Source organism: Streptomyces sp. NPDC127038, from assembly GCF_042725875.1.
Lineage (GTDB): Bacteria > Actinomycetota > Actinomycetes > Streptomycetales > Streptomycetaceae > Streptomyces.
The window spans coordinates 63,033-88,636 of the sequence record NZ_JBHXDQ010000010.1; the positions used below are offsets into that span (position 1 = coordinate 63,033).

At 69.6% G+C, this 25,604-nt stretch carries 33 protein-coding genes; 1 reads left to right on the plus strand and 32 read right to left on the minus strand.

The features are described 5' to 3' along the window. Positions 1-130 precede the first annotated feature (130 nt). From ACFWI4_RS10480 to ACFWI4_RS10575, 20 genes are all read right to left on the minus strand, one after another. Complete coding sequence (locus ACFWI4_RS10480) at positions 131-1,027, minus strand: ParA family protein (RefSeq protein ID WP_387193369.1); 897 nt, start codon at positions 1,025-1,027, stop codon at positions 131-133. After that, complete coding sequence (locus tag ACFWI4_RS10485; protein WP_387193372.1) at positions 1,024-2,397, minus strand: ParB/RepB/Spo0J family partition protein; 1,374 nt, start codon at positions 2,395-2,397, stop codon at positions 1,024-1,026. The genes ACFWI4_RS10480 and ACFWI4_RS10485 overlap by 4 nt, the downstream gene beginning before the upstream one ends. Before the next feature lie 300 nt (positions 2,398-2,697). Continuing rightward, positions 2,698-3,996 carry a HEPN/Toprim-associated domain-containing protein gene (locus ACFWI4_RS10490; protein ID WP_387193375.1) on the minus strand — a complete coding sequence of 433 codons (1,299 nt, stop codon included), beginning with the start codon at positions 3,994-3,996 and terminating at the stop codon, positions 2,698-2,700. Positions 3,997-4,108: 112 nt separating this feature from the next. Next, positions 4,109-4,873, minus strand: coding sequence for a hypothetical protein (locus ACFWI4_RS10495; protein WP_387193378.1), 765 nt, complete (start codon positions 4,871-4,873; stop codon positions 4,109-4,111). Between the two features lie 366 nt (positions 4,874-5,239). After that, a complete protein-coding gene (locus ACFWI4_RS10500; protein WP_387193664.1) occupies positions 5,240-5,614 on the minus strand; it encodes a hypothetical protein in 375 nt (124 codons plus the stop codon). Between the two features lie 702 nt (positions 5,615-6,316). Next, positions 6,317-6,562: a hypothetical protein gene (locus tag ACFWI4_RS10505; protein WP_387193381.1), complete on the minus strand. Its 246-nt coding sequence runs from the start codon at positions 6,560-6,562 to the stop codon at positions 6,317-6,319. A gap of 175 nt (positions 6,563-6,737) precedes the next feature. After that, positions 6,738-7,217 (minus strand): hypothetical protein, encoded by a 480-nt coding sequence (locus ACFWI4_RS10510; RefSeq protein WP_387193384.1) that lies wholly within the window; start codon positions 7,215-7,217, stop codon positions 6,738-6,740. After that, positions 7,217-7,669 (minus strand): hypothetical protein, encoded by a 453-nt coding sequence (locus tag ACFWI4_RS10515; RefSeq protein WP_387193387.1) that lies wholly within the window; start codon positions 7,667-7,669, stop codon positions 7,217-7,219. Before ACFWI4_RS10515 ends, ACFWI4_RS10510 begins: the two co-directional genes overlap by 1 nt. A 52-nt stretch (positions 7,670-7,721) precedes the next feature. After that, positions 7,722-8,078, minus strand: a complete 357-nt coding sequence (locus tag ACFWI4_RS10520) for a hypothetical protein (RefSeq protein ID WP_387193390.1) — start codon at positions 8,076-8,078, stop codon at positions 7,722-7,724. A gap of 90 nt (positions 8,079-8,168) precedes the next feature. Then, positions 8,169-8,480, minus strand: coding sequence for a hypothetical protein (locus ACFWI4_RS10525; protein ID WP_387193667.1), 312 nt, complete (start codon positions 8,478-8,480; stop codon positions 8,169-8,171). Between the two features lie 93 nt (positions 8,481-8,573). Then, entirely contained in the window at positions 8,574-9,515 is a 942-nt protein-coding gene (locus tag ACFWI4_RS10530; RefSeq protein ID WP_387193393.1) for an AAA family ATPase, read from the minus strand. Between the two features lie 582 nt (positions 9,516-10,097). After that, positions 10,098-10,616 (minus strand): hypothetical protein, encoded by a 519-nt coding sequence (locus ACFWI4_RS10535; protein WP_387193396.1) that lies wholly within the window; start codon positions 10,614-10,616, stop codon positions 10,098-10,100. Between the two features lie 12 nt (positions 10,617-10,628). Next, complete coding sequence (locus tag ACFWI4_RS10540) at positions 10,629-11,114, minus strand: WhiB family transcriptional regulator (protein ID WP_387193399.1); 486 nt, start codon at positions 11,112-11,114, stop codon at positions 10,629-10,631. A gap of 29 nt (positions 11,115-11,143) precedes the next feature. Further along, positions 11,144-11,434, minus strand: a complete 291-nt coding sequence (locus tag ACFWI4_RS10545) for a hypothetical protein (RefSeq protein WP_387193402.1) — start codon at positions 11,432-11,434, stop codon at positions 11,144-11,146. After that, entirely contained in the window at positions 11,431-12,108 is a 678-nt protein-coding gene (locus ACFWI4_RS10550) for a GGDEF domain-containing protein (protein ID WP_387193405.1), read from the minus strand. The genes ACFWI4_RS10545 and ACFWI4_RS10550 overlap by 4 nt, the downstream gene beginning before the upstream one ends. A 222-nt stretch (positions 12,109-12,330) precedes the next feature. After that, positions 12,331-12,735 carry a hypothetical protein gene (locus ACFWI4_RS10555; RefSeq protein ID WP_387193408.1) on the minus strand — a complete coding sequence of 135 codons (405 nt, stop codon included), beginning with the start codon at positions 12,733-12,735 and terminating at the stop codon, positions 12,331-12,333. Between the two features lie 106 nt (positions 12,736-12,841). Beyond that, complete coding sequence (locus tag ACFWI4_RS10560; protein ID WP_387193412.1) at positions 12,842-13,345, minus strand: hypothetical protein; 504 nt, start codon at positions 13,343-13,345, stop codon at positions 12,842-12,844. A gap of 298 nt (positions 13,346-13,643) precedes the next feature. Beyond that, the gene (locus ACFWI4_RS10565) at positions 13,644-13,781 is read right to left on the minus strand and encodes a hypothetical protein (protein ID WP_387193415.1); all 138 of its coding nucleotides are present in this window, start codon (positions 13,779-13,781) and stop codon (positions 13,644-13,646) included. 21 nt (positions 13,782-13,802) lie between these two features. After that, complete coding sequence (locus ACFWI4_RS10570; RefSeq protein ID WP_387193418.1) at positions 13,803-14,225, minus strand: RRQRL motif-containing zinc-binding protein; 423 nt, start codon at positions 14,223-14,225, stop codon at positions 13,803-13,805. A gap of 262 nt (positions 14,226-14,487) precedes the next feature. Continuing rightward, a complete protein-coding gene (locus tag ACFWI4_RS10575; RefSeq protein WP_387193421.1) occupies positions 14,488-15,033 on the minus strand; it encodes a hypothetical protein in 546 nt (181 codons plus the stop codon). Positions 15,034-15,178: 145 nt separating this feature from the next. Here ACFWI4_RS10575 and ACFWI4_RS10580 point away from each other — a divergent pair, with 145 nt between their 5' ends. Then, positions 15,179-15,340 carry a hypothetical protein gene (locus tag ACFWI4_RS10580; protein WP_387193424.1) on the plus strand — a complete coding sequence of 54 codons (162 nt, stop codon included), beginning with the start codon at positions 15,179-15,181 and terminating at the stop codon, positions 15,338-15,340. 38 nt (positions 15,341-15,378) lie between these two features. Here ACFWI4_RS10580 and ACFWI4_RS10585 read toward each other — a convergent pair whose 3' ends face one another. From ACFWI4_RS10585 to ACFWI4_RS10640, 12 genes are all read right to left on the minus strand, one after another. Then, entirely contained in the window at positions 15,379-15,567 is a 189-nt protein-coding gene (locus ACFWI4_RS10585) for a hypothetical protein (protein ID WP_387193428.1), read from the minus strand. Between the two features lie 97 nt (positions 15,568-15,664). Then, a complete protein-coding gene (locus ACFWI4_RS10590) occupies positions 15,665-18,115 on the minus strand; it encodes a DNA translocase FtsK (RefSeq protein ID WP_387193432.1) in 2,451 nt (816 codons plus the stop codon). Positions 18,116-18,209: 94 nt separating this feature from the next. Then, on the minus strand, positions 18,210-18,614 hold the full coding sequence (locus ACFWI4_RS10595; protein WP_387193435.1) for a hypothetical protein: 405 nt from the start codon (positions 18,612-18,614) through the stop codon (positions 18,210-18,212). A 16-nt stretch (positions 18,615-18,630) separates the two neighbouring features. Then, positions 18,631-20,622 (minus strand): hypothetical protein, encoded by a 1,992-nt coding sequence (locus tag ACFWI4_RS10600; RefSeq protein ID WP_387193438.1) that lies wholly within the window; start codon positions 20,620-20,622, stop codon positions 18,631-18,633. Between the two features lie 130 nt (positions 20,623-20,752). Further along, entirely contained in the window at positions 20,753-20,962 is a 210-nt protein-coding gene (locus tag ACFWI4_RS10605; RefSeq protein WP_387193441.1) for a hypothetical protein, read from the minus strand. Beyond that, on the minus strand, positions 20,962-21,474 hold the full coding sequence (locus tag ACFWI4_RS10610) for a hypothetical protein (protein ID WP_387193444.1): 513 nt from the start codon (positions 21,472-21,474) through the stop codon (positions 20,962-20,964). Before ACFWI4_RS10610 ends, ACFWI4_RS10605 begins: the two co-directional genes overlap by 1 nt. Before the next feature lie 127 nt (positions 21,475-21,601). Further along, complete coding sequence (locus tag ACFWI4_RS10615) at positions 21,602-23,773, minus strand: hypothetical protein (RefSeq protein WP_387193447.1); 2,172 nt, start codon at positions 23,771-23,773, stop codon at positions 21,602-21,604. Positions 23,774-23,834: 61 nt separating this feature from the next. Beyond that, complete coding sequence (locus ACFWI4_RS10620) at positions 23,835-24,200, minus strand: hypothetical protein (RefSeq protein WP_387193449.1); 366 nt, start codon at positions 24,198-24,200, stop codon at positions 23,835-23,837. Positions 24,201-24,300: 100 nt separating this feature from the next. Next, on the minus strand, positions 24,301-24,540 hold the full coding sequence (locus ACFWI4_RS10625; protein WP_387193452.1) for a DUF5999 family protein: 240 nt from the start codon (positions 24,538-24,540) through the stop codon (positions 24,301-24,303). Between the two features lie 143 nt (positions 24,541-24,683). Continuing rightward, positions 24,684-24,926: a hypothetical protein gene (locus tag ACFWI4_RS10630; RefSeq protein WP_387193455.1), complete on the minus strand. Its 243-nt coding sequence runs from the start codon at positions 24,924-24,926 to the stop codon at positions 24,684-24,686. 23 nt (positions 24,927-24,949) lie between these two features. After that, positions 24,950-25,129 (minus strand): hypothetical protein, encoded by a 180-nt coding sequence (locus ACFWI4_RS10635; protein WP_387193458.1) that lies wholly within the window; start codon positions 25,127-25,129, stop codon positions 24,950-24,952. A gap of 94 nt (positions 25,130-25,223) precedes the next feature. Further along, complete coding sequence (locus tag ACFWI4_RS10640; RefSeq protein WP_387193461.1) at positions 25,224-25,400, minus strand: hypothetical protein; 177 nt, start codon at positions 25,398-25,400, stop codon at positions 25,224-25,226. Positions 25,401-25,604 lie beyond the last annotated feature (204 nt).

Here is a 25,604-nt window from a genome sequence, read left to right on the forward strand (position 1 = left end):
GGTTTTTGTGGGGTTGTTGTTTAAAAACCATCTTACCCTGGCCCCCCCAATTACCCTTTTTTTGGTGGGGGGGCCCGAGACGACGTCTCGGCCCCCACCACCGTGGCGTTTCCAGTGGAAACGGTCCTTCTCAGCGCTGGACGAATCCGAGTGCTGTCGCCACCTTGCGGTAGTCCTCAGCCGGATAGGAGTTTGGCAGAAGGATGGGCAGGGGGCAGGTGTCTTCGTACAGCTTCTTCGCGTCGGCGGAGTAGCGGACGAACGGCAGGAGGAGTTCGTCGTAGAGGGAAACGGCGAGTTCGGCGGCGCGGCGCGCCGGGGCCTCGGTGTAGCTGGGGGTGGGCGCTCCCGTCAGCAGGAGGTGGCTGAGGGTGGGGCGGCCTGGAACGGCCCTCTTGTTCTTGTTCTTGTTGCGGATGTTTGCGAGTTCGTCGATGAGGTCCGGGACGAGGTTGACGTCCTTCGGGTCGGCACGCACGGAGGGGATGACCATGTCGTCCTCGTCGAGCATGCGGGCCACGCTGTAGACCATTTTTCCGTACGAGGCGGGGAAGTCGAGGTGGAATACCTCGTCATCACCGTCGTAGGAGTGCAGTGCTTCCATGAACCAGTCGTTGCGGTCGGGGTCCATCGCAATGAGGGTGTCCGTGCCGGAGAGACTGGGATCGCTGGGGATGAGCCGCAGGTTGGGGATTTCCTCGTAGAGACTGCAGCCGGTCTCGTCCTCACCGACCCAGTAGCGGGCAGGGAGGACGACTTCATCGAAGGCGGCCTCGCCGCTGATCAGGTCGATGACGGTCTTCCGGTCCTTCAGATCTTCCTGGGTGTAGCCGAGGACTCGGGTGCCGGACATGTTGGCGTCCAGGTCCCAGAAGACGCCCTTGTAGCCGCGCAGGGCCATGGTGACGGCCACCGACGTCGACGATGTCGTCTTGGTCGAGCCGCCACAGGCGATGAGCCAGGCGAAGAGGAGAGGCCAGTTGCGACCGCGGGGACGGAAGCGGCTGTCGACGGCTGTGGTCTTCATCGGTTGGCTCCAGCTGCGACGGGCTGGCCGAGTTCCTTCTGCTCCCAGCTCGTCTCAGGGATGTAGAGGGCGTACTGCTGCAGGAATTTCACATGCGCGATCTCGCGGGATCCCCAGGACTGGCGCCTGGCCGATGTCCGTAGCTCGCAGGCAGCAAGAGCGCATGCGAAGGCGGCCAGGCGACGCAAGTTCTCGTTGCCGGAGTCCAGAACGGCGTTGAAGTAGGCGCTGGCACGGGTCTCGTCGAGCTCGTGTCGACCGGCACGGCGCAGCCATGCCAGAGCTCGCTGCTGTGCAGCTCCTTGCTGCGGGGGCGCGAGTGTCGCGGCCGTCAGTACTTGGACGAGCATCTCGCTGGTCTCCGGGGCCGCGAGGTCTACCTGTTCCAGGAGCTGCTGGATTGCGGCATCCCGGCTGGCGGCCGACTTGGCTCGGTCTTCCTCGAACTGGTCTGCGGCGGGCTTGGCTTCTTCCTTCTGCCGCTGGCGTGGGGGAGCCGCCTTGCCGTTTCCACTGGAAACGACGCTCTGCGCGTTGGCGCTGCCGCCCTTGGAGTCTTCATCGTTTCCGGTGGAAACGGTGACTTCTGAGGTCTTCTGCTCTTCCCCAGCGCCTTCCCGCACCTCGGGTGCAGGCCGCTTGCGGCTGAGGATCTGCGACTGGGCGGCGACGGAGTGCATGCCGCCTTGGATGAGCTTGAGGGCGTCCCGCTGATCTACGGGATCGGGAAGGGTAAGGATCTTCTCGGCGGCACTCACGGCGAGGTTGCCGGCGTGCAGTTCACCGAGGACGACCTCATCGAGCTCCAGGAGCTTGACGCGCTTCCACACCGTGCCTTTGGAGATGGATCCTTCGGCGGTCTCGCCGACCTTCTCCGCGATCTGTTCGTAGGAGAGTCCCTCGTTCCTGAGGGCCTGGTAGTGCTCGGCCTCTTCGAGGACGCTGAGCTGTGCTCGGCGGAGGTTCTCGATGAGGGTGATGAGCCGGGCGTCCTTGACCTTGTCATCACAAAGCTGGGTTGTGATGACGGATCGCTGCAGGTGCTGGAAGGCGCGCCACCGGTGCTCACCGAAGAGGATCACGTTGTCGGCGGTGATCTTCTCGCGGGTCTCCGGGTACTGCGCGAGCCACACTTCAGCACGGATGTGGGCGATGTTCTGGAGGAGCCCGACCTCGGCGATGGTCGCAGCGAGTTCCGGGATGCCCCTCATCTGTCGCTTGTTGAAGGGATTGGGGCACAGGCTCGTCAGGGGAAGCTCCAAGACGTCGCCGCTGCGAACCTTGTCCTCATAGAGCGCTTCGCGGGCACTTGGCTTCGATTCGACAGGCTTTGTGCTTTTACGTGCGGGCCTTTTCATGGGACCGGCCATTGTTACTCCAGGACGACGTCAGGCAGTTACGCGCTGAGACTAGCGTTTCCACTGGAAACGCCAGCCATCGACCGGCGCTTCGTTTCCACTGAAAACGAGACGCGGGCAGCCACGACTCGACACTCCGCCACCAAATGTCCGATATCTGCCCACTCTGGGGATGTTCGGGTCTCACCGCTTCGGCAAAGCCGCGCTGGATGCCCTTGCCGCTCGCGTACCGCCCTCTGGAGGTTTCACGCGGCCGCGCTCCCCCCGCAGATCTGTCAAGGCTCACTTCATGGCTTCGTCACTGCCCTGGGCTCAGGAGGACGGGACCTCGAAGGCGTGGACGATGCTGTCGATGATGGCGCGCACGCCGCTCCAGTCACCCGTGGCGTCGCCATGCGCCAGCCGCGCCTTCTTGACCTTCTGCAGGAAGGCTTCTCGCGCCAGGCTCTTGTGCGACTTTGAGATTGAACCCTGACGGCGCCCCACAGCTGGAATGAACGTACCCAGGTGGACTGGCGTCAACGTGCCGTCGATCGTCAGGATGTCTTCGCCGAGATACATCTCCAGGGAGCCGGCAACGCCGTTCACGTTGGTCAACGACACAGTTGAGGACGGGGAATCGACAGTCGGGTAGCTGGCCAGCAATGGCAGCTCCGGATAGTGCAGCACCTGACATCCCACCGGCAGCTTCTGTCTCTTCAGTTTGGCGATCCCTTCATGGCCGCCCGTGTCGTTGTCTGCTACGGCAACGAAGCGGTTTGCGACGCCGGCCGCGATGAACGCGTTCACCATGGTCGGGAGCGCTCCAGCCCCGCCGCGGGCCTTCGTTCCCACGTAGTCGATGAAGCGGACGAAGCCAGCAAGGTGTGGATGAGTTACGTGCATCGCAGCGGTGAGAAGCCTGGAGTCGCTACTTCCTTCAACGAGCACGATCAGCGGCGCGTTGTCGGGGAGTGCCGTGAGCTGGCGTTCGCGTGTTGGTCCTGCGATGGGTTGGGACGTGTCCAGGTTTACGCAGCAGCCAGTCAGTGCGCTGAGATCCATTCCGACCCGTGTGTCGTCGGCGGCTTGGTCGATGATCAGTCGTATGAGGCTGCGCTCTTCCATGAACCAGCGGAGTTCTTCCACGTCACTGGTGGTCTCGCTGAAACCGGTCTCGTACTGGAAGTAGTCGCGGGGTGTAGTGAACGACTTGGCCGGCCGGTGCGGGCGGATTGCCTCGCCGATAGCGGTGAGGAGTTCGGCGGGCTCACGCGGGGGGCGCACGGCCGTCGGGAACTGGTTCTCGCCGCGTGCTTGCTCTTCCCGGAGCTCGCTTTGACTGTCGTAGGTCTTACGCCAGTGCTCCAGGCCGTCTGCCAGGTCGGCGAGGGCGCGATGCGAGGTGAATCCCTGCACGCTCAGGCGCTGTCGTAGAGCCTTGACAGTGGTGTAGTACCCGAGTTCGCATGCGGTCGTGTCCCAGTCGTCGTCCGCGATGACCTCTTTGTCGTCAGCTGCAACGAATTCGCGGTCGGCCTCGTTGAAGAGCGCGGCCAGTTCATGGTTGTAGTGGTCTCGGGTGTAGAGGAATTGGTGCTCACCGGCGATCAGATACGAATAGTGCCCCATGCTCGCAGGGTCCCATTCGTGCGGGCTCGACGCGGGTCAATTTGTAGCAGTGTGGGTGAGGCGGAGCGGCAGCGGCGGCGCTGTGATCGCGGAGACAGACGCCAGCCGTGCTTTAGGTCCGCGTCACAAGTTCAACCGCTGCCGCGTAGGCGAGCGACGCCTCCTCCGTCCTGAGGGCAGAGCGTAGGCCGCCACGCTCGGCCTTGGCTATCTCCCGGATCACGGCCTTCACGTAGGTTGACAGGCTGACGAGTTGGGTTGGGGTATCGCAGGATGGGAGCACAGCCTCGATCTCGTCGAGCCAGTAGGTGATGTCCTGGCCGTCGTCGAGGCCGGCTCGGTGTTGCAGGAGCCGGGACGCGACAGGCGCTAGCAGTCGGTGTCGTCGGGCCGCTTCCTGCTGGGCGCGCCGTTCGGAGCCCAGGCGTGCGGCAGCCAGTCGTTGGGCTTCGAGGACGGCTTCTGGCGTACGCCGGATAGCCGGCTCAGTGTGGGGAGAGTGGGGGAGTGCCGCTGCTCGGAGGCGTAGTGCCTTGTTGTAGGCGGCACTGGCCGTGTTCACGGCGAGGGCGGGTGCCAGTTGGGTCCACTCGGCCTTCGCTTCTCGTGCGGCGTCGATGGCCTTCGACTGGTGGATGTCTGCCTGTTCGCGGATGTATTGCCACAGCAGTACCCGTGTGATGGCGGCCTTCCTTCTGGCGTGCGCCTTCTTGAGCACGTTGGCATGAGCTTCCAGGTACGTCAGGGCGCCGAAGATCTCGTCGTCTTCTGGCATCCGGTGGAGGTCTGGGTCTTCCGCTTCCTCGTGCAGTAGGCGCAGTTCCCCGACCAACGCCGCGGCGTTGAGCTTTCCGATGCGTACCGGCGGCTTGAGCAAGGGCCTCGTCGGAGAGGCCGAGGAGCGTGAAGGGCGTGCCATGGTCTGATTCTGCCTGCATCCTGATTCACATTCTGTGAATCAGGATGCAGGTGCCGTGTAGGTGCCCGCGGCGCCCCCCGAGGTCGAGGGCGTCTTTGAAGCCGAGTCCGGCTGCTGGCCGCGTCAGGCCACCGCTGTTTGAGGCTTATGAGCTGGGAAGACACGCCACTCTGTCCGTGCGGCCGTTGCTCGCACGGTCTGGCGGGGACGTGAAACGCAAAAAGGCCCTTGCTGTCCGGACAGCGTCCGGGCAGCAAGGGCCTTGTGAGGTTCTCAAGCAGCTAGTTTGGTTGGGGCAGCGGAGACGTGAGTGCCGTGGTTGGGTCAGCCACGGCTGGCGCCGCTTTCCTCGGGGTGGGTGTAGCGAATGGGCTTGCCGAGACGCTTCGCGTAGGCGATCTCGTGGTCGGTGGACTCGCCGATGTAGCCGCCGGGGTTGACGACGAGGACCTCGTCGGCGAGGTCGATCTTGCAGTGGTGCAGGTAGTCCAGTTGCTGCTTGAGTTGTTCGGCGCGATCGGGATCGTCCCAGAGCGGGTGAGGTTCCTTCAGGTTGCAGCCGGGCGCGAGGACGATGCGGCCGGCGGCCGTCTCGTACAGGTTGGCCTCGGCGAACTGCTTCCAGAAGCGGGTGGATCCGCAGAGCACGACGATCGTCGGCCGGCCTTGAGCGAAGGGGGTGTCTGGTGTGGTGGGCATGCGAGTCCTCTCAGTGGGTGCGGGGCGGTCGGAGAATGCACGGCGGATTCTGGGTAATTCCCATCGCGGCCGTCGGTTTCGAGGCCGCGCACCGTAGCTCGCGGTGCGGCTGGTCCTGTGCTGCCTGCTGGTGCTGGCCAGTAGGTCCTCCAGTTCCTGGATCCTTTCGCCGGCGACCTGCTTGGGCTGGTGGTCGGCGCCGTGGCAGACCGGGCAGAGGTGCTCGTGTCCGTTGTCCATGTGCCATGACGGGCAGCCGAGGTCCTGGCAGGTTGGCCGGGTGGGGTCTTCACCGATTCCGGCGCAGTACGGGCATCGGGTGTGCCGGTAGTCGATCGGGGAGCCGTGGTTCAGGTCGCGGTGAAGGACTGCAAGGCCGGGGACTCCGAGTTCACGTAGGAGGGCGTCGGCGGCGGGGACTTGGTGGGTGATGTCGTTGTGCTGGTGGTCGGCGAGCATCTGTGCGGCGGTGCACCAGGCCAGGGTGGATCGGTCGATTGGGGTGGAGTGGATGCTGGCCCATAGGTCGGCGGGGTCGGGGGATTGTGGCGCCGCGGTGGTGAGCGGGATGCCATGGGCGGTGAGTTGGGCTGTGACGTCGGTGATGCGTCGGTCGAATTGCTCGAAGGTGTTGTCGGGCATCGGTCCTCGTTGTTCGCTGGGGGCCGGCGTGACCGTGGTGGTCGTGGCGGCCGGGCACGGTCAGCGGTTGGCCGGGGCGGGCGCGGTCTTGTGGCTGTCCCGATGGGCGCTCTGTGCGGGTTCGGCGAGGACGCGCAGCGTGTGCGGTGTGCCGACCCTTCCGCACGCGCTGCACTCCACGGCGTAGCCCTGTCGGCCGGGGCAGCCGGAGAGTGGGTCGCGGGGCTTACCGGAGGGTCGGACGGCGTGAGTGCACACGCTGCCGTCCGGGTGCAGCGGCGTGATCTTCAGTGTGATGCGGGGCATGGGTTTGTCTCATGTGTCTGCTTGCTTGGCAGCCTCGGTGCTGCGGGGTGAAGCGGCTGACGTGACTGGGTCGCTGTGCCGCGGAGGGCTGGCCGCTCGGATCGTGTTCGGTGCCTTCGCCGTGGCGGGTGTAGTGGGCGGCTCCAGGACCGTGCGGGCCTGCTGGTGGTGGCTATCAGGCGTCGCCACCGTTCACGCGCTCGTGGATGTCGATGAGGGTGGCGATGGCGTCGGGGTTGTCGGCCAGGCCGACCCACTGCCCGTACTCGTTGAAGACGGGGACCTGGTCGCGGTCGGCGTCGAAGACGACGCAGTAGTCGCCGTGGCGGTCCATCACCATGTCCGAGAGGACTGGAATCAGCGCGGTCTCCAGGACTTCCAGGGCGTCGGCGGTGAGCCGGGCGGGCTCGCCGGGCGCCGGCGGCTGGACCAGGGTGCCGGTCGCGCGGAGCAGGTCGCCGGGCTGGATGCCGTTCAGTAGCTCGTGGGTGATCCGGGGGTCGCTGCTGGTACAGGTGATGATCGTGTCGGGGGCGTCGTCGAGCGCGTCGTTGTCGGCGAGCCGGACGACCAGGTCGAAGGAGACGGTTCCGTGCGGGCCGGGGACGGGGATCGTGTCGACCCAGCCGTCGATGGCGCAGTGGATGGTGTCCATCAGCTGGCCTCCGCCAGGGTCTCCATGGGGTGAGGGGCGCGGGGCCGGGGGGCGTACTGCGCGAGGAGTAACAGTTCTCGGTTGCGGCGCTGCTGTTCGGAGGAGAGCGGGCGGGCCTGCGCGCGACGGTGGTGCCAGAGCGAGGAGGCGGGCGGCTCGGGGTAGGCGAGGGCGGTGTGGTTGTCGTTGCGCTGGGTGCTGCTCATGGGGTCCTCCAACGGGAGGTGTGAGGCGTGGGTGTTCGACCTGTTGCGCGGCTGGTCGTTGAGGAGGCGGCCGCCGCTGACATCGTCGGGGTGGGCGGCGAGCCGGGCTTCGGCGCAGACCTTGTGCACGGGCTCTCCGGCGTGGGAGCACAGGCTGCATGGGCTGGCGGCACAGCGTGCGCGGCGCTTCGTGTGCCAGTGCCAGGGGTCGTGCCAGTCCAGGAGGCTGCCGGGTGCGGGCGGCATCCGGAGATCGCCGGAGCGTCCTCGAGGGCGCGCTGGGTGCGCCGGAGGCGGCTCATCGTCGTGCGGCAGGCCGCCGGTCCTGTAGGAGGCGGGCGCGTGCTGTCGGCGTGAGCGTCCTGCGCTGCTTGGCTCGCGTGCGGGCATCCTCGCGGGCCTGCACGAGGTCGCACGCCGTGCAGCCGTCGTCGCCTGCCGCTTGGTGGCAGGCCGCGCCTTCGGGAGTGCCGTGCGGGGCAGAGAAGCCGTGGGCGGCGGCAAGCGGGTACAGCTCGATGGAGCGAATGCCGGTGCGGGTCCGGATGCTGCGCTCGGTGTAGCCGTCGCGCAGCAGGGTCAGCGCGACGGCCTGCTGTACGGACCCTCCGGGCAATGCCACGGGCTTGTAGGTGGCGAGTTGGTCGATGGACATACTGAGGTCTCTCTCGTCTCGTGTGGGATGGGTGGGCCCGGGGCAGGCGGACCGGTTTGGAAGCCGAGGTGCGCCTGTCCCGGGGTGGAGCTACTGCGCGAGGTCGCCGCGGCGAGCTGTCCAGCTGGCGGGGTTGTTCCAGAGGCCGGCCCGCGCGGCGGGCCATTCCGGCTCCCAGCCGGGCCTCAGTCCGCGCGCTCCCCAGCTGTCCGGCTCCTTGCCGGGGATCTCAAGTCCGGCCCGCTGCGCGGCGAGCGCGGCGTCGTACACATCGTGGGCGCGCCGTAGGGCAGCGGCGGGGGAGTCGGCGGCGCCGGTGAAGATGTGCAGGCCACGCCGGTCTGGGTGGTTGGTGTCGTGTATCGGGACGTCGACCTCATAGATGGGCAGGCGCAGGTACATGACGTCCAACTCCTCTCTGTGCTCGGGGGTGAGGGACCACCGCGACTGCCCCGGCCTGGCGGTAAGCCCGCGCCGGGGCAGCACGGAGGGCCCTCAGCCCCGGATTGCGTCGAGGGCCTGTGCTTCGAGGTCGGCGCGACCTTCGGGGTCGGCGTCCTGGTCGTCGTCGTTGTTCGGGCCGTGGACGGTGCAGACAACGTCCTTGAGGTCGTCCAAGTCGCCGTTGAGCGCGCGGAACAGGCAGGTGACGCTGTAGACGGGCACCCATGCGTGGCCGTCGCATTCGTCGTCGTGCGGGCACGGCACCATCACGTCGAACTCGATGTCGCCTTCGCCGTCCGCGTTGGTGCGCAGGGCGAGGGTGAGGTGCTGCTGACCGAGGCGGATCTGGGCGACGCGGTCGCCGTCGGCGATGTTCCAGCCGGGCTTCCACTGCCACAGCGGCACGATCTCCTCGCCGAACACCCGGGCTACGAGGTCGCTGCCGTCCCGGCCGAGGTCAGCCTGCCGGGCCTGGCTCAGACGCTCCAGGAACGGCAGCAGCCGGTAGAGGCTGTCGGAGAAGACGACCTCGGGGAAGCCCTCAGCCTTGAGGGTCTGGTGCGCGTCGACCATGTCCTTGCGCTGCATGAGGACCGTGGCGTCGGGAACCCTGCAGTTGGCCGGCCGCAGGCTCTGCCGCTCGATGCAGATGCTGCCGGGGGTGGCGACCATGACTGCGATCGGCAGCATGCCGTGCCGCGTGGCGGCGGCGACCAGCGGTTGCCTGGCCGCTCGGGTCGCGTTCGTCGCGTCGACAACCGTGAACAGCCGACGGCGCATCCGCGCTTCCAGGAGTAAGTGGAGGGCGGCGACTGCGTCGTCGGTCGCGTCCTGGTCCCCCGCGTCATCGCTGACGACCTCACGCAGCGCGTCCAGGGACAGGACCTGCGAGGCGGGCCAGGTGCCCGCGATCGTGGTCTTCCCGGCGCCGGACGGGCCGATAAGGACCAGCAGGCTGTGTTCGGGAATCTCGGGGTAGATCAGCTCGGCCATGCGGAGACTCCTTGCAGATCGAGAGGGCGGGCAGCCCAGATGAGGCGCTGCCCGGCGGTCGGTGATCAGGGCGAAGGCTTCGTGCAGCAGGCAGGAGGCGTTTGCGCGTGGCGCAGTTGGTGGGCCCACGGCCGGCACACGCCGGCGAGATCGGACCCGCGGTCGGGGCTGCGCACTACCAGGGCGGAGTGACTCTCAGGAGCCTCTGGTCGTCCGATCAGCTCACCTCGTGGCCCCGACCGAACTGGCGTCCAAAAGCCCCGACCATTGGTCACGATCCGAGAACACGTTGACTGGTTGGGGCTGTGGTGGGGGTGTGGTCGGACGGTGGCCCTCAGATGGGCCGGTTGGTGTACCCGCTCTGTGGCCCCTATCCCTGCCGTGGGGTCTCACGGGGCTGTACCACGGCGGTGCGCGGTCGGAGTCGACCAGATGCCGTGCTGCTGGACACGCTCGCGGGTCGCGCATCATCAGGCCGCCGGGCGGGCCGTCGGAGCGGTGGACGGTCCCTGTTCGTGCTTCGCAGGACTACGTGGCGAAACTGACGCGTGGGTATGAGCCGTCACCAACTGGACGGTGGGGCTATTCGGTGTCGGGGCGATGGCTGCTGGTGGTCTCGTGCGCGGTGATGGCGGGGCCGAGGCCCGCGGGGTCGGTATCGGCGACCCACTGGCCGGTGGTGTGCCAGATGCTGCTGCGGCCGGTGTCGGGGTCGTGCCACACCTGGTAGGCGCCGTATCGCTCGATGCTGCCCGTATCGGACAGCGATTCCGGGGCCAGGTCGTCTTCGATTTCGACGCTCGCCGTGTCGCATCCGCTCTCCAGCACGGCGATGGCTGTGACGTGCAGGCGCAGTCCGTCGCCGGGACTGCGCGGTAGCCGCAGGTGTCCGGCGACGCGCAGGAGATCGCTGGTTCCCAGCTCGTGCAACACGGTGTGTGTGAGAGCGGGGTCAGTGGTGTGGCAGGGCATGACGAGTTCGTCGATGCGGTCTTCCGTGGGGGAGACCACCAGTTGGAACCCGGTGGTGGTGCCGTGGACGTCGTCGGGCAGGGTCTGGTCGTCCAGGTACCCGTCCAGGACTATCGGGAGGTTGTCCATGACTGTGTCCTCCTACGCGACGCCGGCAGTCGGCCGGGACTGGCTGCGCTCTTCCTTGCCGGGGGTGATCGTGTGGTGCCGCGGTGTGGGCCCGTTCAGGTCATGGTCTACGCGCACGAGGCAGGCCTGGCTGACGGGGAGCGGGGTGTGCCGGGCTGCCTCGCGCTGCTCGCGCAGGCGCTGGTCGTGGTCGGCGACCACGGCAGCCCAGTCCTTCCCGAGCCGGTCAGCGAGCCGGCGGCGCAGCGTCCTGCGCTGTCGGGGGATGGTGCCTGCCCAGACACCTTCTTTGGTCAGTTCCGGATTGGCGAGGGACCATTTCAGGCAGGCGGCCGCGATCGGGCAGGTGGCGCAGGCGAGCTTGGCCTGTTCGGCTCGTGCCTGGTCGGAGTCACCCATGTCGTAGGCGAAAAGCCCTGGGGTGGTGCGGCAGGCGGTGGGTGTGGGGGAGTAGGGAAAAGGGATGCCAGGTTGCGGGGTGTCGGTGAGTCGCCTCATGGCAGGGCTCTCCTCGGAAGTTGGGGTGGTCAGGCGTGGTCGTTGTCGCGTGCGCGCTTGGGCTGAATGTCTGAGGCGAACCTGCCGAGACGCGCCTCGGTCGGGTTGGCACTGATCCAGTTCTCCGCGCACGTCTTGTGGACGGGCTCGCCGAAGTGGGAGCGCATCGGGGTGGGCTGCTCGCACAGCACGCAGGCGAGGTCCTGCCAGCCGTCGAAGTGCCGGTTGTCCCGCCAGTCCAGGAGCTGGCCAGGGACCGGGATGAGGCCGGGCTCCCATAACGGTGACGTCCTGCGCCGTCGCCGAGCAGGCGCGCTCATCCGACGGGCAGGTGCGTGCCGGGGCGGCCCGGGCGACGCCCGTGAACCGTGGGCGTGTAGGCGTCATGCCGGGTGGCCAGGTAGCCGGGCTGCTGCTGGCGGGTCTTGACGCGGTACATGGCCATGTCCGCTCCGCGCAGGAGCCGGGCGGGTTCGGTCGTGTCGGGCAGGTCGGCGGCACGGGCGGTGCCGATGGACACGGCGGGGCGCAGCGTGTGCCCTCCGATGTCGAGCGGCTGTTCCAGCAGATCGCGCAGCCGGGCCAGTTCCTGGGTTGTCGCGGCCGGGGGCAGGAGCAGCGCCGCACCGAATTCGTCGCCTCCCAGGCGCGCGGCGAGTCCGCCGCGGGCGGTGGCCCACGCCCCGAGGCGGCGGCCGATGGTGGCAATGAGAGTGTCGCCGATGTCGTGGCCGAGGGTGTCGTTGACCGTTTTCAGTCCGTCGGCGTCGGCGACCAGGACGTGCAGGTGTTCGCGATGGGTGCGGGCGAGGCGCTCGGTGTGGGCTTTGAGGGTGTCGCGGCCGGGCAGGCCGGCCAGGGGGTCGCGGCGGGCGGTGTCGAGCTGGCGGCGTACACGAACGTCGTCCGCGAGCAGCACGGCCAGCGCGAGCGGCACGGCGGCCGCGGCGATCAGTGTGCGGGACCGCTGACGTAACAGGGTCGCGGCAGGCATGATGGCTCCTGTTCTGCCCTCTTCGGGGCGGGCATGAGGAAGGCGCACCCCGTGCTGTCCAGGCGTTGGGGGTGCGCCTTTCGTCTTGATCATTTAGGTTCGGTCCGACCGGGGGTCGGGCATGCTGGGTGGTGCTCCCCGTTTTCGTGACGGGATGGGGGGTGTCCGGGGCGGTTGACGCGCCTTAGCCGATGCTGCCGGCCGCCCCGGATCCCGCAGCCCTCAGCTGTCCGAGGCGGCTTCGACGCTGCTGTTCGCGTGCACAGCGGCGGTGGTACGGACGGTTTCCGCGAGCAGCAACGCGAGCTCGTGGCCGTGGTCGACGACATCCTCCAGGCGTTGGATGAGCTCCTTAGGCAGACTGCGGGCGCGGGCGCCGGCAAGGAGGCCCTCGACGTAGACGACGTCGGCCAGGACGCGGCCGCGGACGTCCAGGACGCCGGGCTGCACCGCGAGGGCAGTGTCGTGCTTGACGGTGGCAAGAGCGGCGTGGTCGGGGGCGTTGCGGTAGGCGGTCTTGGCCTGCTCCCTGAGCAGAGAGTCGATCTGCGCGGGGGTGCTGTAGGTGCGGCGCCAGCCGATGCGTGCGGCAGCAGCGTCGACCAGAGAACGGCGGAGGAGGGGCACGGTGACCTCCAAAGGAGGGCGCAGTCGCCTGGTCCGGGTGACCGGCGGACACCGCGTGTCCACGGCCGCCGACAAGTGGCGGTCGTGGGCACACGGTGTCTACCGGTCAGAGGTCGATGATCTGCGCGGCGGCGGGCACGATGGCGCAGTCGAGCAGGGCGCCGTTGTGCACCGACTGACCGTGGGTGGGCCGCAGCTCAGTGAGGAGCTCCATGAGCATGTCCTCGCTGTCGAGCGTGATGTCGGTGTAGCCGCGGCCGCAGGTGCACGGCACGATCAGCGTCAGCACATCGAGCGCGCCGTCGCTCTCGATGCTGCGGACGGTGTGGTGCAGCCACAGCCCGCCGTCCAGCCAGGCCACCGCTGACGCCTCGCAGATCACGCCTCGAGGCCCGCGCACGGCCGGGTAGCCCTGCCACGCCATCACGTCGATGGCCTGGGCGAGGGAGTAAGGGTAGGAGCGGCTGAGGTGGTGGATGACTGCGGTCTCGGCTTCTTCACGCTGCTCCTGGTCACTGACCTGAGCAGCCTCGCCGGCGAGGTTGAGGAGGTAGGCGAGCGGGGAGTGCGCGCCGTAGGAGCGGGCCGGGGCGTGCAGGGTCTCGGTCATTGGGTCTCTCCTGGGTCGTGGGGTGTCGGTGGCCGGACTGCCGGTCCTTCGTGCAGCCCGGCCCGCACGGGGTCGCGGGGCTGCGCCAGGAAAGGCCGGGTTGTTCAGAACGTCGGCTGGTCCGGCCAAGTCGGGATGGGCAGGAGCCGGATGCGTAGCTCGGGCCGCTTCGCCCAGCAGGCGCACGCCTCCAAGTCCGGGTTCGCGCCGCCGGTCCATGAGCCGCCCGCACTCCGGAAGTCGAGGAGCGGCAGGGCCGGGGCGAGGGCGTGATGCGGTGCTGGCCCGCGTGCAGTCGTCAGTGACCGGCTCGGAGTGCGGCTGTGGCCGTCGCCACGGTGAGCGGGACGATGGCGGCGAGGAGCAGGCCGGGAAGCCGGCCGTGGGTGGTCGCGTCAGCGGGATCGAGCAGCAGGCGGTGGGGACGCCGGTGCACATGAGCGGTGGTCCTCTCGGATCAGGCAGCCAGCAGGTGCTTGGCCGAGGGAGCGATGTAGGAAGCGGGGTCGGCGGGCGTGCCGTCGAAGCACTCCAGGCAGGACCCCAGGGTCTTGAGCGGAAGGCAGTGGGTATAGCGCCGGCCGCAGGGGCCGGGACACGTCTGGCGTTTGGCCATGGCCCTGTCGAGTGCGGCTTCCTTCGCGAGGGTCATCGGGAGCTTCGGCTTCGCCAGGTCGATCCGGTACAGCCACGCGAAACGTCGACCGCCGCGGCATTCGATCCGGGCGACGGGTTCTTGGCCGCCGGGGCGCAGTCCCATCTGGCGCAGCTGGCGGCGGGTGGCGAGGTTGTCGCGCCCGGCCTGCTTCCACCGGAAGACCGGTAAGGCGCCGTTGTCGGGGGCGTGTGGGTCGGCGTCGACCAAGTCCTGGTCGGCCATCACTTGCTCCAGGAACCGGGCAGCTGGCGCTGGGGCAGCGGATAGCGGGGGCCGGGGCGCTGTGGGCGGGGCCGGCCGATCCGGCGGCGCGGGCGGGGGATGAGCATCAGCAAGGTCCTCCAGAACGCGGGCGAGTAGACGGGCGCCGCCTGCCGAGGTGCGGCGGGTGGGATGCAGGACAGCAGCGGGGCAGGCTGGGCGGCCTGGACCGCACCCAACCGGGATGGGTTCGGGTGCGAGGCAGGGGCCCGGAGAGCGGAGTTCAGAGGCTGCGGGCGTCGGCGAGGCCTGCGGCTTGACCGAGCATGCGGAGCGGCACGCGGCCGTTGCCGTGGGCGTCGTTGAATGACGGCACGGAGTCGACGTCGTCACCGAAGTGACGGCGGATGGTGTCCAGGAGCACGCTGGCGGCATCGGCTTCCAGGCGGCGGTCACCGCCGGCTTCGATGCGGATGGCTCCGAGCATGCAGCGGGCACCGTCGGCGTCAACGAGCGCGCCGGAGCACCAGCCGCCGGTGACGAGACGCTGGTGGGCGCGCTGCAGGACGGCCGCGACCGGGGTCGCGTACAAGTCCGGCAGGCGAGCGGGTCCGGTGTCGATGGGGCCGGTGACGATGTCGGCCAGGTCGAGGGGCTGGGTGTCGATGTGGGCGGTGTTGACCTCGTAGGCGACGGCGGCCTCGTTCAGTCGCTCGCTCATCGCGGTGTTGACGAGGGCGAGGCGTTCCTCGAGGGACAGCGGTGCGGCAGCCGAGATGGTCGGCTGCGTAGCAGGATCGGTAGGGGGCGCGGGCGGTTTGGTGGGCATCGAGGGCTCCTGGCAATTCGGCAGGAACGGGTGTCCTGCGGGCGGCGCCAGGGTCGTGGCGTCAACGGGGTTGGCGTGCTGGCCTGTTGCTGCCTAGTCGCCATGACGGCAGCCTGAAGGCAGGCAGCCATAGGGGAGGAGCGGCGTGGATTTCGTGTTCGTGTGCGGCTGGTGCCATGAGGAGAACGTGGTGTTCTGCCGACGGACCGGCTTCTGGGGGAACCGGTTCGAGGATCCGGAGACGTTCGACTGCTGGTCGTGCGGGGGAACCTGCACGACTCCGTACAGCCCCTGGACTCCGGCTTGATGTTGTCGGTCAGAGCCGGTGCGTCGTTCGCTGCGGGTCTAGAGGCTGGCAGCGATGTGGGCAAATGACGTGAGCGTGCTGTTGATGAGGGGTGCCAGGCCAGTTGAGGCGAGGGTGAACCCGAACAGGGTGCAGGCGAGCATGGAGCCGAACCGCACGTAGCCGCCCTTCATCAGGACGATCACGACGACGGCCAGCAGTACGGCGGCGGACACGGTAAGGACCACGAGGTCTCCTTGGTGGGTTGCTCCGGTCGGGGTGGCCGACCGGCAACGGCGTGTGAACGGGGGCCGGGGCGGGATGCCTGGGCCCTGTTGTGTGGTGTCAGTCCTGCAGAACGTGTTCGAGGTCGGCGCGCAGCTCGCGGAGTACGTCATCGTCGGCGCCGGTGGGCACGAGGACCTCGCGGGCCTTGCTGCCGTCGGCCGGGCCGACCAGGCCGCGCTCTTCCAGCGCGTCCAGGAGTGCGCCGGCGAGCGCGAATCCGACCCGGAGCTTGCGCTGGAGCATCGACTGCGATCCGAACCGTGTGCTGACCACGAGTTCCGCGGCCAGCAGCAGCAGTTCGCTGTCGACTCCACTCTGCAGATCGCTGGCGCCCGCGCTGCCGTGTTCTGCAGGGGCGATGGAGGCAGCGGGTCCGTAGACCCCGTGGTCGACCAGGCGCAGCTGCCCGTCGTTGACCAGGTCCGACAGCGCGTTGCGGATGGTGCCGGCGGCGGCGTCCACGTGCTCGCGGACCTCCTTGGCGGTCATCTCCCGGTCGACAGCGGCCAGGATCCTCTCCTTGACCGTGGGCGCCTTGGTGCGGGCGGGCTGGACGATCGGAGGGGGCGCGAACACGCCGATCTCGTCGCCGTAGCTGTCGCCGTCGCCGTCGCCGTAGCCATCTTCGCCATCGGACTTCTCCTTGCCGGTGGCCGGCTGCATGGTCCAGTCGTGCCACAGTCCCAGCTCGGTAAGGCGCTCGGTCTCCCGCTCTGTGAGCTGGCAGATGCCGTCCTCGGGGAACAGTTCCCCCAGGCCGTCGGGGCTGCCGTCGTCGGGAAGGTTCGCCCACAGGGTGCGCATCATCTGCGCGGCGGATCCGGTGACGGTGTGTCCCATGCCCTGGGTGGCGGCACCGGGGATGTCCTGTGCGGTGCCCATCATCCGGTCGAGCAGGGAGACATGGGCACCGAGCCGGTCGGGGATCGGGGCGAGGTCGTGGTCGCCTGCGAGTCCGCCGGTGGCCTGGCGGGCGGCGATCCCGCCGGTGATCCTCAGGACCACGCCGATACCGCCTTGCACCTGGTCCCGCAGGGATGCGGCGCCACCGAGCTTTTCGAGGTTCAGGGACTGTCCGGCGAAGACCACGCCGATGCCGAATTTCCGGCCCTCGCGGGCGATGACGTCGGTCATGAACGCGATGTCGTCGCCCAGCAGGTCGTCACCGACCAGCGAGTTGAACTCGTCGAGGACCAGGATCAGGCCCGGGTAGGGGGAGTGGGCGGAGAAGTCGTGGCCGGTCTCGGCGTTGATCTCGCCCCGCAGGTCCATCAGCGCGATGGCCGCCTTCAGCATCCACCAGGTGAAGACGGCGCTGGCGCCCTGCCGGTCGACGTGGCGGCCGACGGCGGACATCTGTGCGTCGGGGCGTGCGGAGGTCACCCACGTCGCCAGTCCGGCCAGTGCCCATGCCGCGCACATCAGCGCGAGCGTGACCGTCTTGCCGGAGCCGGTGACGCCGACCAGGAAGCCGTGCAGCGTGCCGGACGCGGAGCGCATGTGGACCTTGGCGTCGCGGCCGTCGGGGGTAGTGCCGATCGTGTACCGGCCGTACGCGTCCAGCCTCAGCAGTTCGCGGGTGGCCTTGCGGCCGGTGGCGAGCGGCGCCGACTCGTACACCGTGACCAGAACCTGGTTGCCGTGCGTCTCGGTAACCAGGCGCATCTCTTCCGACCTGATCCCGAACGCCGTGCACAGTTTCTCGTAGCCGACCCGGGCAACCTGCCCCGGCTCGACCTCGGCAAGGATCATGCCGCGTGCGGGGATGCCGCCCTGTGCGGGGCGCTGCTCGATGCGCAGGACGCGGCTGCCGGGGATCGCGCCGCTCGGCTGGGCGACCAGCTGCTCCCACAGCGACTCGATGCTCCGGCTGCTCTCGCCGGTCGGGGCGACGGTCAGCCGGATACGGCCGGGCCCGTGCTTGGTCTCGGTCATGGACACCGCGAGGGTCGGCACACCGAACGCGGCGGCGATCGTCTCTTCCTCGATGCGGCCCACCGGGGTGCCCTGGGGGGCGACGATCTCGCACGCGAAGTCCGGATGCGACGGCGAGATCGTTTGGCTGATGTTCTCCAGGTGTGTGTCCGGGGCGACCTGGTGCTGGTCCCACAGGCGCATGACCAGACCCTCGAACCCGGCCGGGTAGGCAGCGCCCACCATGTCGCCGGGCGTCCAGGTGGAACGGGCGGCGGGCAGCCACGCGGACATCAGCCCGCCCCACCCCAGCGCGAGGGGGATCTCCCACCAGCGGCTGCCCGGGGTCATGGCGGCCGCGGCGTAGACGGCGCTGCCGGTGATCGGCCCGAGGAGGCGCTGTGCGCTGCGCACGGTCCGGCGGAAGTCGCCGGTCGTGGTCTGCCGGTACAGGCGCCACATGCTGGCGCCGCCGATCAAGGCCGCCGCGAGGTGGGCGGCCGGCTGGTGGAGGTTGGGGAGTATGGCGAGTGCTGCGGAGGACACCCCGTAGGCGCCCAGCTCGGCCTTCGCCCGCGTGGGCATCCTGCGCATCACGGCAGATCAGTCCTTCCGAAGTGAGAGGAAACGGTGTGGGGCTGCACCCGGATCGGGTGCAGCCCCACAAAAGATCGAGCTGAAGGTGCGGTCAGACGGGCCGGTAGAAGCCGGGCTTGGCCTGGCGGGCCTTGGATGCGGTGGCAGCCTCGTGGACGGCCCCGTACTCCGCCTGGTGGGCCGCCTGGACGTCAGCGGTGGCCTGGTGGGTCTGCTCGGCCGAGCACACGAGCCGCGTGCATTCGCCGGACACCTGCCCGAAGGCTGCGCCAACCTCGGCAACCGCTGCCACGTGCCGCGGGTCGGCCTCGGCGGCCGCGCACAGCTCGGCGACCGTGAGGGCCGCGTTGGCGTTGGCCCGCATCCGCTGCGCGAGCCGCTCGGCATGCTCGAACAGGTCGGCTGCCGCGCTCTGCAGGGCCGTGAATTTGGCGCCAACAGCCTGGTAGCCGTTGGCGGCGCCGTCGGCTGCGACGGCGGAAGCGATCTCTCCCATACTGTCTGTCTCCCTGTCAGTTCTCGTTGTGGATGCGGGCGCTGGGCGCGGCCAGGCCGGCGTCGACGGCCGCCATCTGAGTGGGCCGGTAGTCCCGCTCCATCGCCGCCTCCTCAGCCTCGGCGAGCTCCGCCGCGGCGAGCGCGGACTTGGCGGCGCGGTTCGCGTTGACGAGGAGCATCCCGACGCTCTCCATCAGCACCGCGAAGCGGCGGACGGTGCGCGGTCCGAGCACGTTGTGGGTGACGGCCAGGTCGTTGCCCATCGCCTCCAGCTCGGACAGCAGCCGCCGGGCCTGCTTGGCCAGCGCCTGTGCGTCGTCGTAGGTTTCCATCCCGGCCATGGTGAGCCGGGACAGAGCACTGACAGCGCCGTCCAGGGTGATCTCGGTGGCGTGCCGTCCGGCCATCGAGTTCGCGGGCGGGGGCGTCACCTGGACGGAGCCGGATGCGGATGGGGGCATAGGGAAGGGGTCCCTTCTGTGAGTGGTGCCCGGCCGGGTGCCGGCAGGACGCTGAGGTGCGCGTGGCAGTTGCGGACGGGCCGGGGCTATCGGGGTGGGCTCCCAGCGGGTGCCGTGCCCGCGGGCCGGACCGGCCTGCTCCACGGTGACGGTGACCGGGTCGTCGCCGGTGTCGAACGCCGACGCCCGCGCCCACTGCCATGCCCAGTCACCGGACGAGGCCCCGGCGTTCGGGGCGCTGGTGCCGGTGCTGCTGGGGTCGGGTGCGGAAGGCTTGCGGGGGCTGGTCCGCTGGCGGCGGGGGCCGCCGGATGCCTTCCAGTCCGCGCGGCGCTTGTTCCAGCGGCCGTCGATCGTCTCGTGTACGGCCTGCCAGAACGTGGTGCGCCCGCCGGGTGTCCAGCCGGTGTTGACCGGTCCGGGTCCCGTGCCGGCGGCCCGGCCGGAGCCGCCGTTCACGGGGCCTGTCCGGTCCTTCCAGCGGGCCGACGGTTTGTCTCCGGTGGCATCCCAGAACGTCGGACCACCCTTCTTTGCCGCCTTCACGGCATTGCGGACGGCAGCCTTCGTGGCAGCAGTGTGCGCGCCGCCCGTGCCCTTGCCGCCGGACGAACCGCCAGTGCCGCTGGCACCGCCAGTGCCGCTGCTCTGCTTGCCCTTGGACCACCAGTCGGCGACCTTGCGGCCTACCGACCGGCGGCCGGAGCTCCCGCCCGACCCGCCCGAGGCGCCGCCGCTGGATCCGGCACCGCCACCACGAGCACTGCCCCACGACCCGCCGCCCCGGGAACCGTTCCCGGAGCCGGCGCCGCCGCGGGTGCTGCTTGCTGAGCCTCCGAAGGTGCTCCGGCCAGATCTGCTGCCGGAGCTCCCGCTGCCGGAACTGCCGCCTCGTCCTGGACCGTGGGTCCGGCCGGGCCCGTTGTGGCTGCCCAACGGCGTGCTGCCGCGTCCCGATCCGGGCCGAACACCCGGGCCCGTTCCAAGGCCCCCACTGCCGTTGCCGCGGCCGGACGTCCCGGCGCCGCCCCTGCCCCGGCCGCCACCGGTTCCGCTGCCGAGCACCGAGCGGCCGTAGTCGTGGCCGGACGGCACACCACGGCGGCGGACCCCAGACGCTTCGGCTCCCAGCCGGTGCGCGTCGGCGTTCGCCTTCGCGGCCAGCAGCTCGAGCTCGCGGCGGTGGCGGGCCGCCTCGGCCCTTAGCGGGACTGCTTCCTTGACCCAGGTCTGCATGCCCTCGAACGCCGCGAGAGCGATGGCGAGGATCGCCGCGAGCGAGAGCGCGCCCGCGCGGGGTGCACCCGCATCAGGCGTGCCGGGCGGGTCGGCACCCTCGCTGCGCAGTACCGCCGCCCCGTCCGGAGCGGCCGGTGCGTGCGGGATGTCGGGGGCGTCCCACGGTGAGATTCGAACGCCCCCGCCCTCGCCGGGATCGGCGGGAGCGGGGGCGGAGAGGTCGGGTGCGGGGGGCAGATCCGGAGGCGGCGCAGAGCCGATCCGGGGGAGTGTGAGGACGTTGTCCGGGCGTTCGTCGTCGGACACGACCCCTCCCTTCCTGGTAACCGTCCGTGACAGCAAGAGGCGCCCTCGCACGCGTACGCGTACACGTGGTTGGGACCCCCGGTCAAGGACTCTCGGGCGGTGATGATGACGGTGATGATGACGATGATGCTCACTGGCAGTGAGCGCGGTACAGACGCTCCAGCTCCTGCGACAGAGCGTTGAACGTGGCGTGGTCGCCGGTCCGCTTGACCTTCTGGAGCGCGCCGATTTTCAGCAGGTCGTGCCAGGCCCGGAAGAAGGCTTCCGGACCCTCGGAACGGGCCTGTTCGAATCGGCGGTTCCAGTGCGCGGCCTGCCGCGGGGAGAGGCCGGCGGCCATCAGGCGCCCCGCCGCTGCTGGCCGAAGAAGTCGCCGAGCAGCTTCGGGGCGCCGCCCCCCGGCTGGTCGTCGTCCTGTCCGGCCGGGGCGAGCCGCTGCAGCGTCTGCTCGGCGCTGTTTCGGGCCGCGGCGTGCAGGGACGCCTTCCTGTCGGCCTTGGCCAGCTCCTTGTCCCTGCGGCGCTGGAGCACGGTCTCGGGCATGGTCTCCTCGTACGCGGCCGCCGTGGAGTTGATGGCGCGGGCGGCCTTGCGCAGGGCTCGCGCCGCGTCCCGCAGGGGCTTGGCGCGCTTACGGGCCCTGGAGGCGGCCGACAGGCCAAAGGGCAGGTCACCGGGCAGACGCCGGGTCTTCACGTCGGCCTGGAGGGCGTCGGCGAGGCCGTCGTAGGACTGCGCGTCGTTCAGCAGGCTGCCGCGGTGCGCGGCCTGCCAGCCCTCGCGCTGCCCCGGAACGGCCAGAGCCTGCACGCCATGCGTGACGCGGGATGAGATGTCTTTGCTGGTGGTCACCTGGGGATTCCTCCGGATCGGGTTGCTTGCTGTACTTGGGGGCTGTCGACTGGCTTCCGGCAGTCACGGCGAGGGCCAGCCCAGGTCGAATGGGCTGGCCCTCACTGGTGTGTGCCGGACGGGTGATTCAGCTCAGGTGCTTGTCCGCGTCCTCAGGGCGCAGCAGGCCGGCCTTGGAGAGCAGGCGTACGGCGCGGGGCTGGTTGACGGAGAGCTTGGTGCGGGCCTGGTAGAGGGTGACGAAGCCGTCGGCGTCTCGGGGCAGGTCCTGTACGAGGAGCAGCAGTTCGTCGTCGGTCCGTACAGGCGTACCGGTACGGTCTGCGCCCGCCGCCGTGCCGCCGGTTCCGGTTGCGGGAGGGGGCGTGGCAGCCGTACCTGTACGGGCAGCCGGTACGCCGTCACCGCCGACCTGTGTTCGGGCGCTGACCGTACCGGTACGCCCCTGTGCGGCTGCGCTGGCCGAACCGGTACGCGCTGCAGTCGCCGTACCTGTACGCCGTCCCCTGTGGGGGGTGGTGTGTACGCCGCCTGTGCGGTCGCTGTACGGCCTGGTCGCCGCCACTTCCTCGCTGTCGTTGTGCGGCGGGTGGGAGGTGGGGCGTACAGGGTTCGTACCGTTCGGTCCGATGCCCTCACCGTTCGGCCGTACCGAGCCGTGAGTGACGTACTGGTCGTGGCTGGCGGTGCCCGTACGACTGGACGGTGCAACGTTCGTGGCGTCTGTACGGCTGTGCGTACCTGTACGGGCGGTCGTTCCGTTTCCGGAGCCTGTACCGGTACGGCTGTCCGCGGCATCCGTACCGTCGTGTCCGTCTGTACGGTCGTCGTGCATGAGTGAGTGGACGCGCCAGATGACCGCCACGAAGATCAGCACGACGAAGGTGGTCAGTTGCCACGGTGCGGCGTGGCCCTGCTGGACGATGCCGGACTGCTCGGTCAGGTGGTAGGTGACGTTGGCTGACGCCATGAGCGTCAGTGCTGCCGGGATGTCCCGCTTGGCGCGGAACGCGGTGACGCAGTAGACGTCGATGCTGACGGGCAGCAGCGGGGCGACGTAGGTGTTGATGCCTACCATGCAGGCCAGCTCGTACTCGCCGGAGGCGGCGAGGCCGACGCCGGCGGCGAGGGCGATCCACGGGGCGGTCTTCCATGCCTTGCGGCTGACACCGGCCAGCCGGTCGTGGCGGCGGGAGTTGGCCTTCTTCGCTTCCCTGGCCTCGTCGAGCAGGCGACGACCGCGGGCTTCGTCGGCCTGCGCCCGCTCGGTGATGCTGCGGGCCTTCTTCGCCGCGTCGGTGGTGATGCGGTCGGCTTCCTTGTGGGCGGCTTCCCGTAGCTGCGCGGCAACCGTCTTGGCTTCGTCCCGCAGCCGCTCGCGCTGCTTGTCGCAGGCCTGCTTGAGGCCGGCAAGCTCGTCAGTAAGAGCGTTGCGCTTGGCGGCAGCCTGAGCGTCGAACTGGTCCGTCAGCTCGCGCAGCTTCTCGCGCAGGTGGGTGCGGGCCTGCTCCGCGTCGGTGTGGGCGGCGGCGACGTAGGTGTCCGCTTCGCGGCGACGGTCGTCGGCCGCCCTGACCGCGTCCGCGTACAGAGCCTCCGCCTCAGCGCGGCGGCCGTCGTACTGCTCGGCCGCCGTCGCCGCGAGCTGGGCGAACCGCTCGTGGGCCTGGTCGACCTCCCGCTGGGCGGCGGCCACCAGGGCGTCGGCCTGCTCCTGCGCGCGGGCCAGGATCTGGCTGGCCTCGCTGCGACGCTGGTCGACCAGCGTGCTGATCTCGGTGAGATCGGCCTCCGCCAGGCGTCGTAGTTCGGCCACCGCCTTGACGGTCGCTTCGCGGTCGGTGGCTGCCAGTTCGGTGAGATCGACGACCTGCTCACGGGCCTGTGCCACCAGGGCGGCAGCGCGGTCGCGGGCCTCCGCCACAAGCCGGTCGGCCTCGCCGCGCGCCGCCTCCGCCTCGCTTTTCGCCGCCGACCGCTGTGCGCTGGCCGCCAAGTCGGCGTCGGCGGTGATGCCAGCAGCGCGGTTCTGCGCGTCGGTCATCAGGGCGGTGACCTGGTCGTGCGTCTCGGCGACAGTGCGCGCGGCCGCACGCTCGGCCGCTGCCTGGAGAGCGGCTGCCTGCTCGCGCGCGACGTCGATCACGTCGACGGACCGGTCCCGGGCGTCTGCGACGCGGGCCAGCGCCACGAAATCGACCTCCGTCTGCTGGGCGGGGGAGGCGGCGGGCTGCGCAGTCGGTCGGGCTGCCGTCGGCTTCTGGCGGCCGGTGGGCCTGTTACGAGTTCGAGCGGACACGCCGCCTCCTTCCGGGTCGGGTACCGCCCCCGGCAGGGGCGGTGGTTCACGGGTGGGGTAATCAGTCACGCTCGCCAGGCAGGTCCGCCTGCTGGTTGGCGGTCGCATGCTGCTGGATCAGCCAGGCGATAGCGGCCGCCGTCATGTCGTCGACCGCGCCGTCGGTGTGCAGGGGCGCGGTGTCGATGTCGCGCATCGCGTCGACGGCCGGCAGTAGTCGCATGTACTCCGGGCTCGCGGACACAATCGGCGCGCGCGACGGCAACGGCGTCAAGTCGTAGGTGCCGCCTATACAGCCCCGGTCGACACGGCAGACGAAGGTGTGTCCGGCCTGCCCAGTCCAGAACATCTCTGGATCGCGGTAGAGGACGAACTGGCCCCGCTCGAACCTGGTAACGGGGGCGGGACTGCGGGTGCTGACGTGCACGGCTGCTCCTCTCACAGCGGTCCGGGCTGTCCGGCTCCCCGTCACCGTCCGCGCCGACCGCCAGCGGTTCGGCAGTCGGCGTGGGCGGATCAGGCAACCGTCAGACCAGGACCAAGACGGGACGGTGTGGGGCGATGACCCGGCCGTCGGGGAGCAATTCACCGGTGTCCTCGAACAGCACGACGGCGTTGCACAGCAGCGACCAGCCCTGTTCCGGATGGGCGACCACCACGGCGGCGGCCTCCCGGTCCGGGCTGTCCGCCGAAGGGCACAGCGAGTCGTGCAAACACAGTGAGGACGGCGTGCGGTTAGACGGGGCGGTGACGGTGGGGACGGGCATCGAGGCCTCCCAGCAAGGTGAGTTGGTCGCGCGGCTGCGCGGCTCCCCTGGACCGCGCACAGCCCGGCCCGCCGCAGATGTGCGGCGGGCCGGGCTGTGCGGGTCAGGCAGCCGACAGAATGGCGGCGTCGAACCGGGCGGGGTCAGACGTGCACGAGCTCCATGACGCTGGCCAGGCCGTCGCGGTACATCGCGACGACGGTGAGCGGACGGCCGTCGCGGGTGCGCAGCTGCTCGCCCCGGGCGTCCTTGGTGTGGACGACCGGCTCGGACCCCGCGAGCAGGTTCGCGGCGATCGTGCGGTGCGCCTCGTCATCGTTCAAGCGGGTCCGCATCGCGGGCAGAACCGGCCCGGAGAACGTCTGGTAGGTGGTCTCGAATAGCATTGGATCTCCCGAAGAGTGGGGGGTCAACGCCGTTGCTGGCGCTGGCGGTTGAGGTAGGCGTCCTGCAGCCGGGCGAACACCTCGTACAGCTGCTGGCCTGTCGGGCAGCGGCTGGTGTCGGAGCACGGCGTACAGGCGTCGCGGTGGGTGCGGTGCGCGGCGGCCGCAGTCTGGTACCGGTCGAACAGGTCGTCCCTGGTCATCACCGAGGTCGATCCTCAGACCGCTTGTTGACTGCCTTGACCTTCCGCGACAGTTCGGCCTTCTCCTGCTCGGTGAGGCGCACGACGGCGGCGGTCACGCCGTCACCTCCCCGGTGGTGGGGCTGGCGGCCGCGAGGCGAGCGCGCATCTCCGCCAGCGTGCGCGGTGCGCGCCGCTCGTAGGGGATCCGGGCGTCCTGGTCGCGGACGACGGCCAGGAGGTGCTGCTCGAGACGTCGTTGGGCGTCATCGGTCGTGATCGGGCGTGTCATGCTGTCAGCCACAGGAACTCCCATTCCTGGTCAGGCGGCCTCGGAGGGTGAGAGCTCCGGGGCCGCCGTCTGTGGCCGGCCGGACGGCCGGCCACGGCCCGCCTCCCACCCCCCACGGGGCGGGGGTGGGGGGGGGACCGTGGCGGATAGTGAGGGCGCCCGCACGTTGGCGGGCGGGGTCCGGCCGAGGCGCAGCAGGTAGTA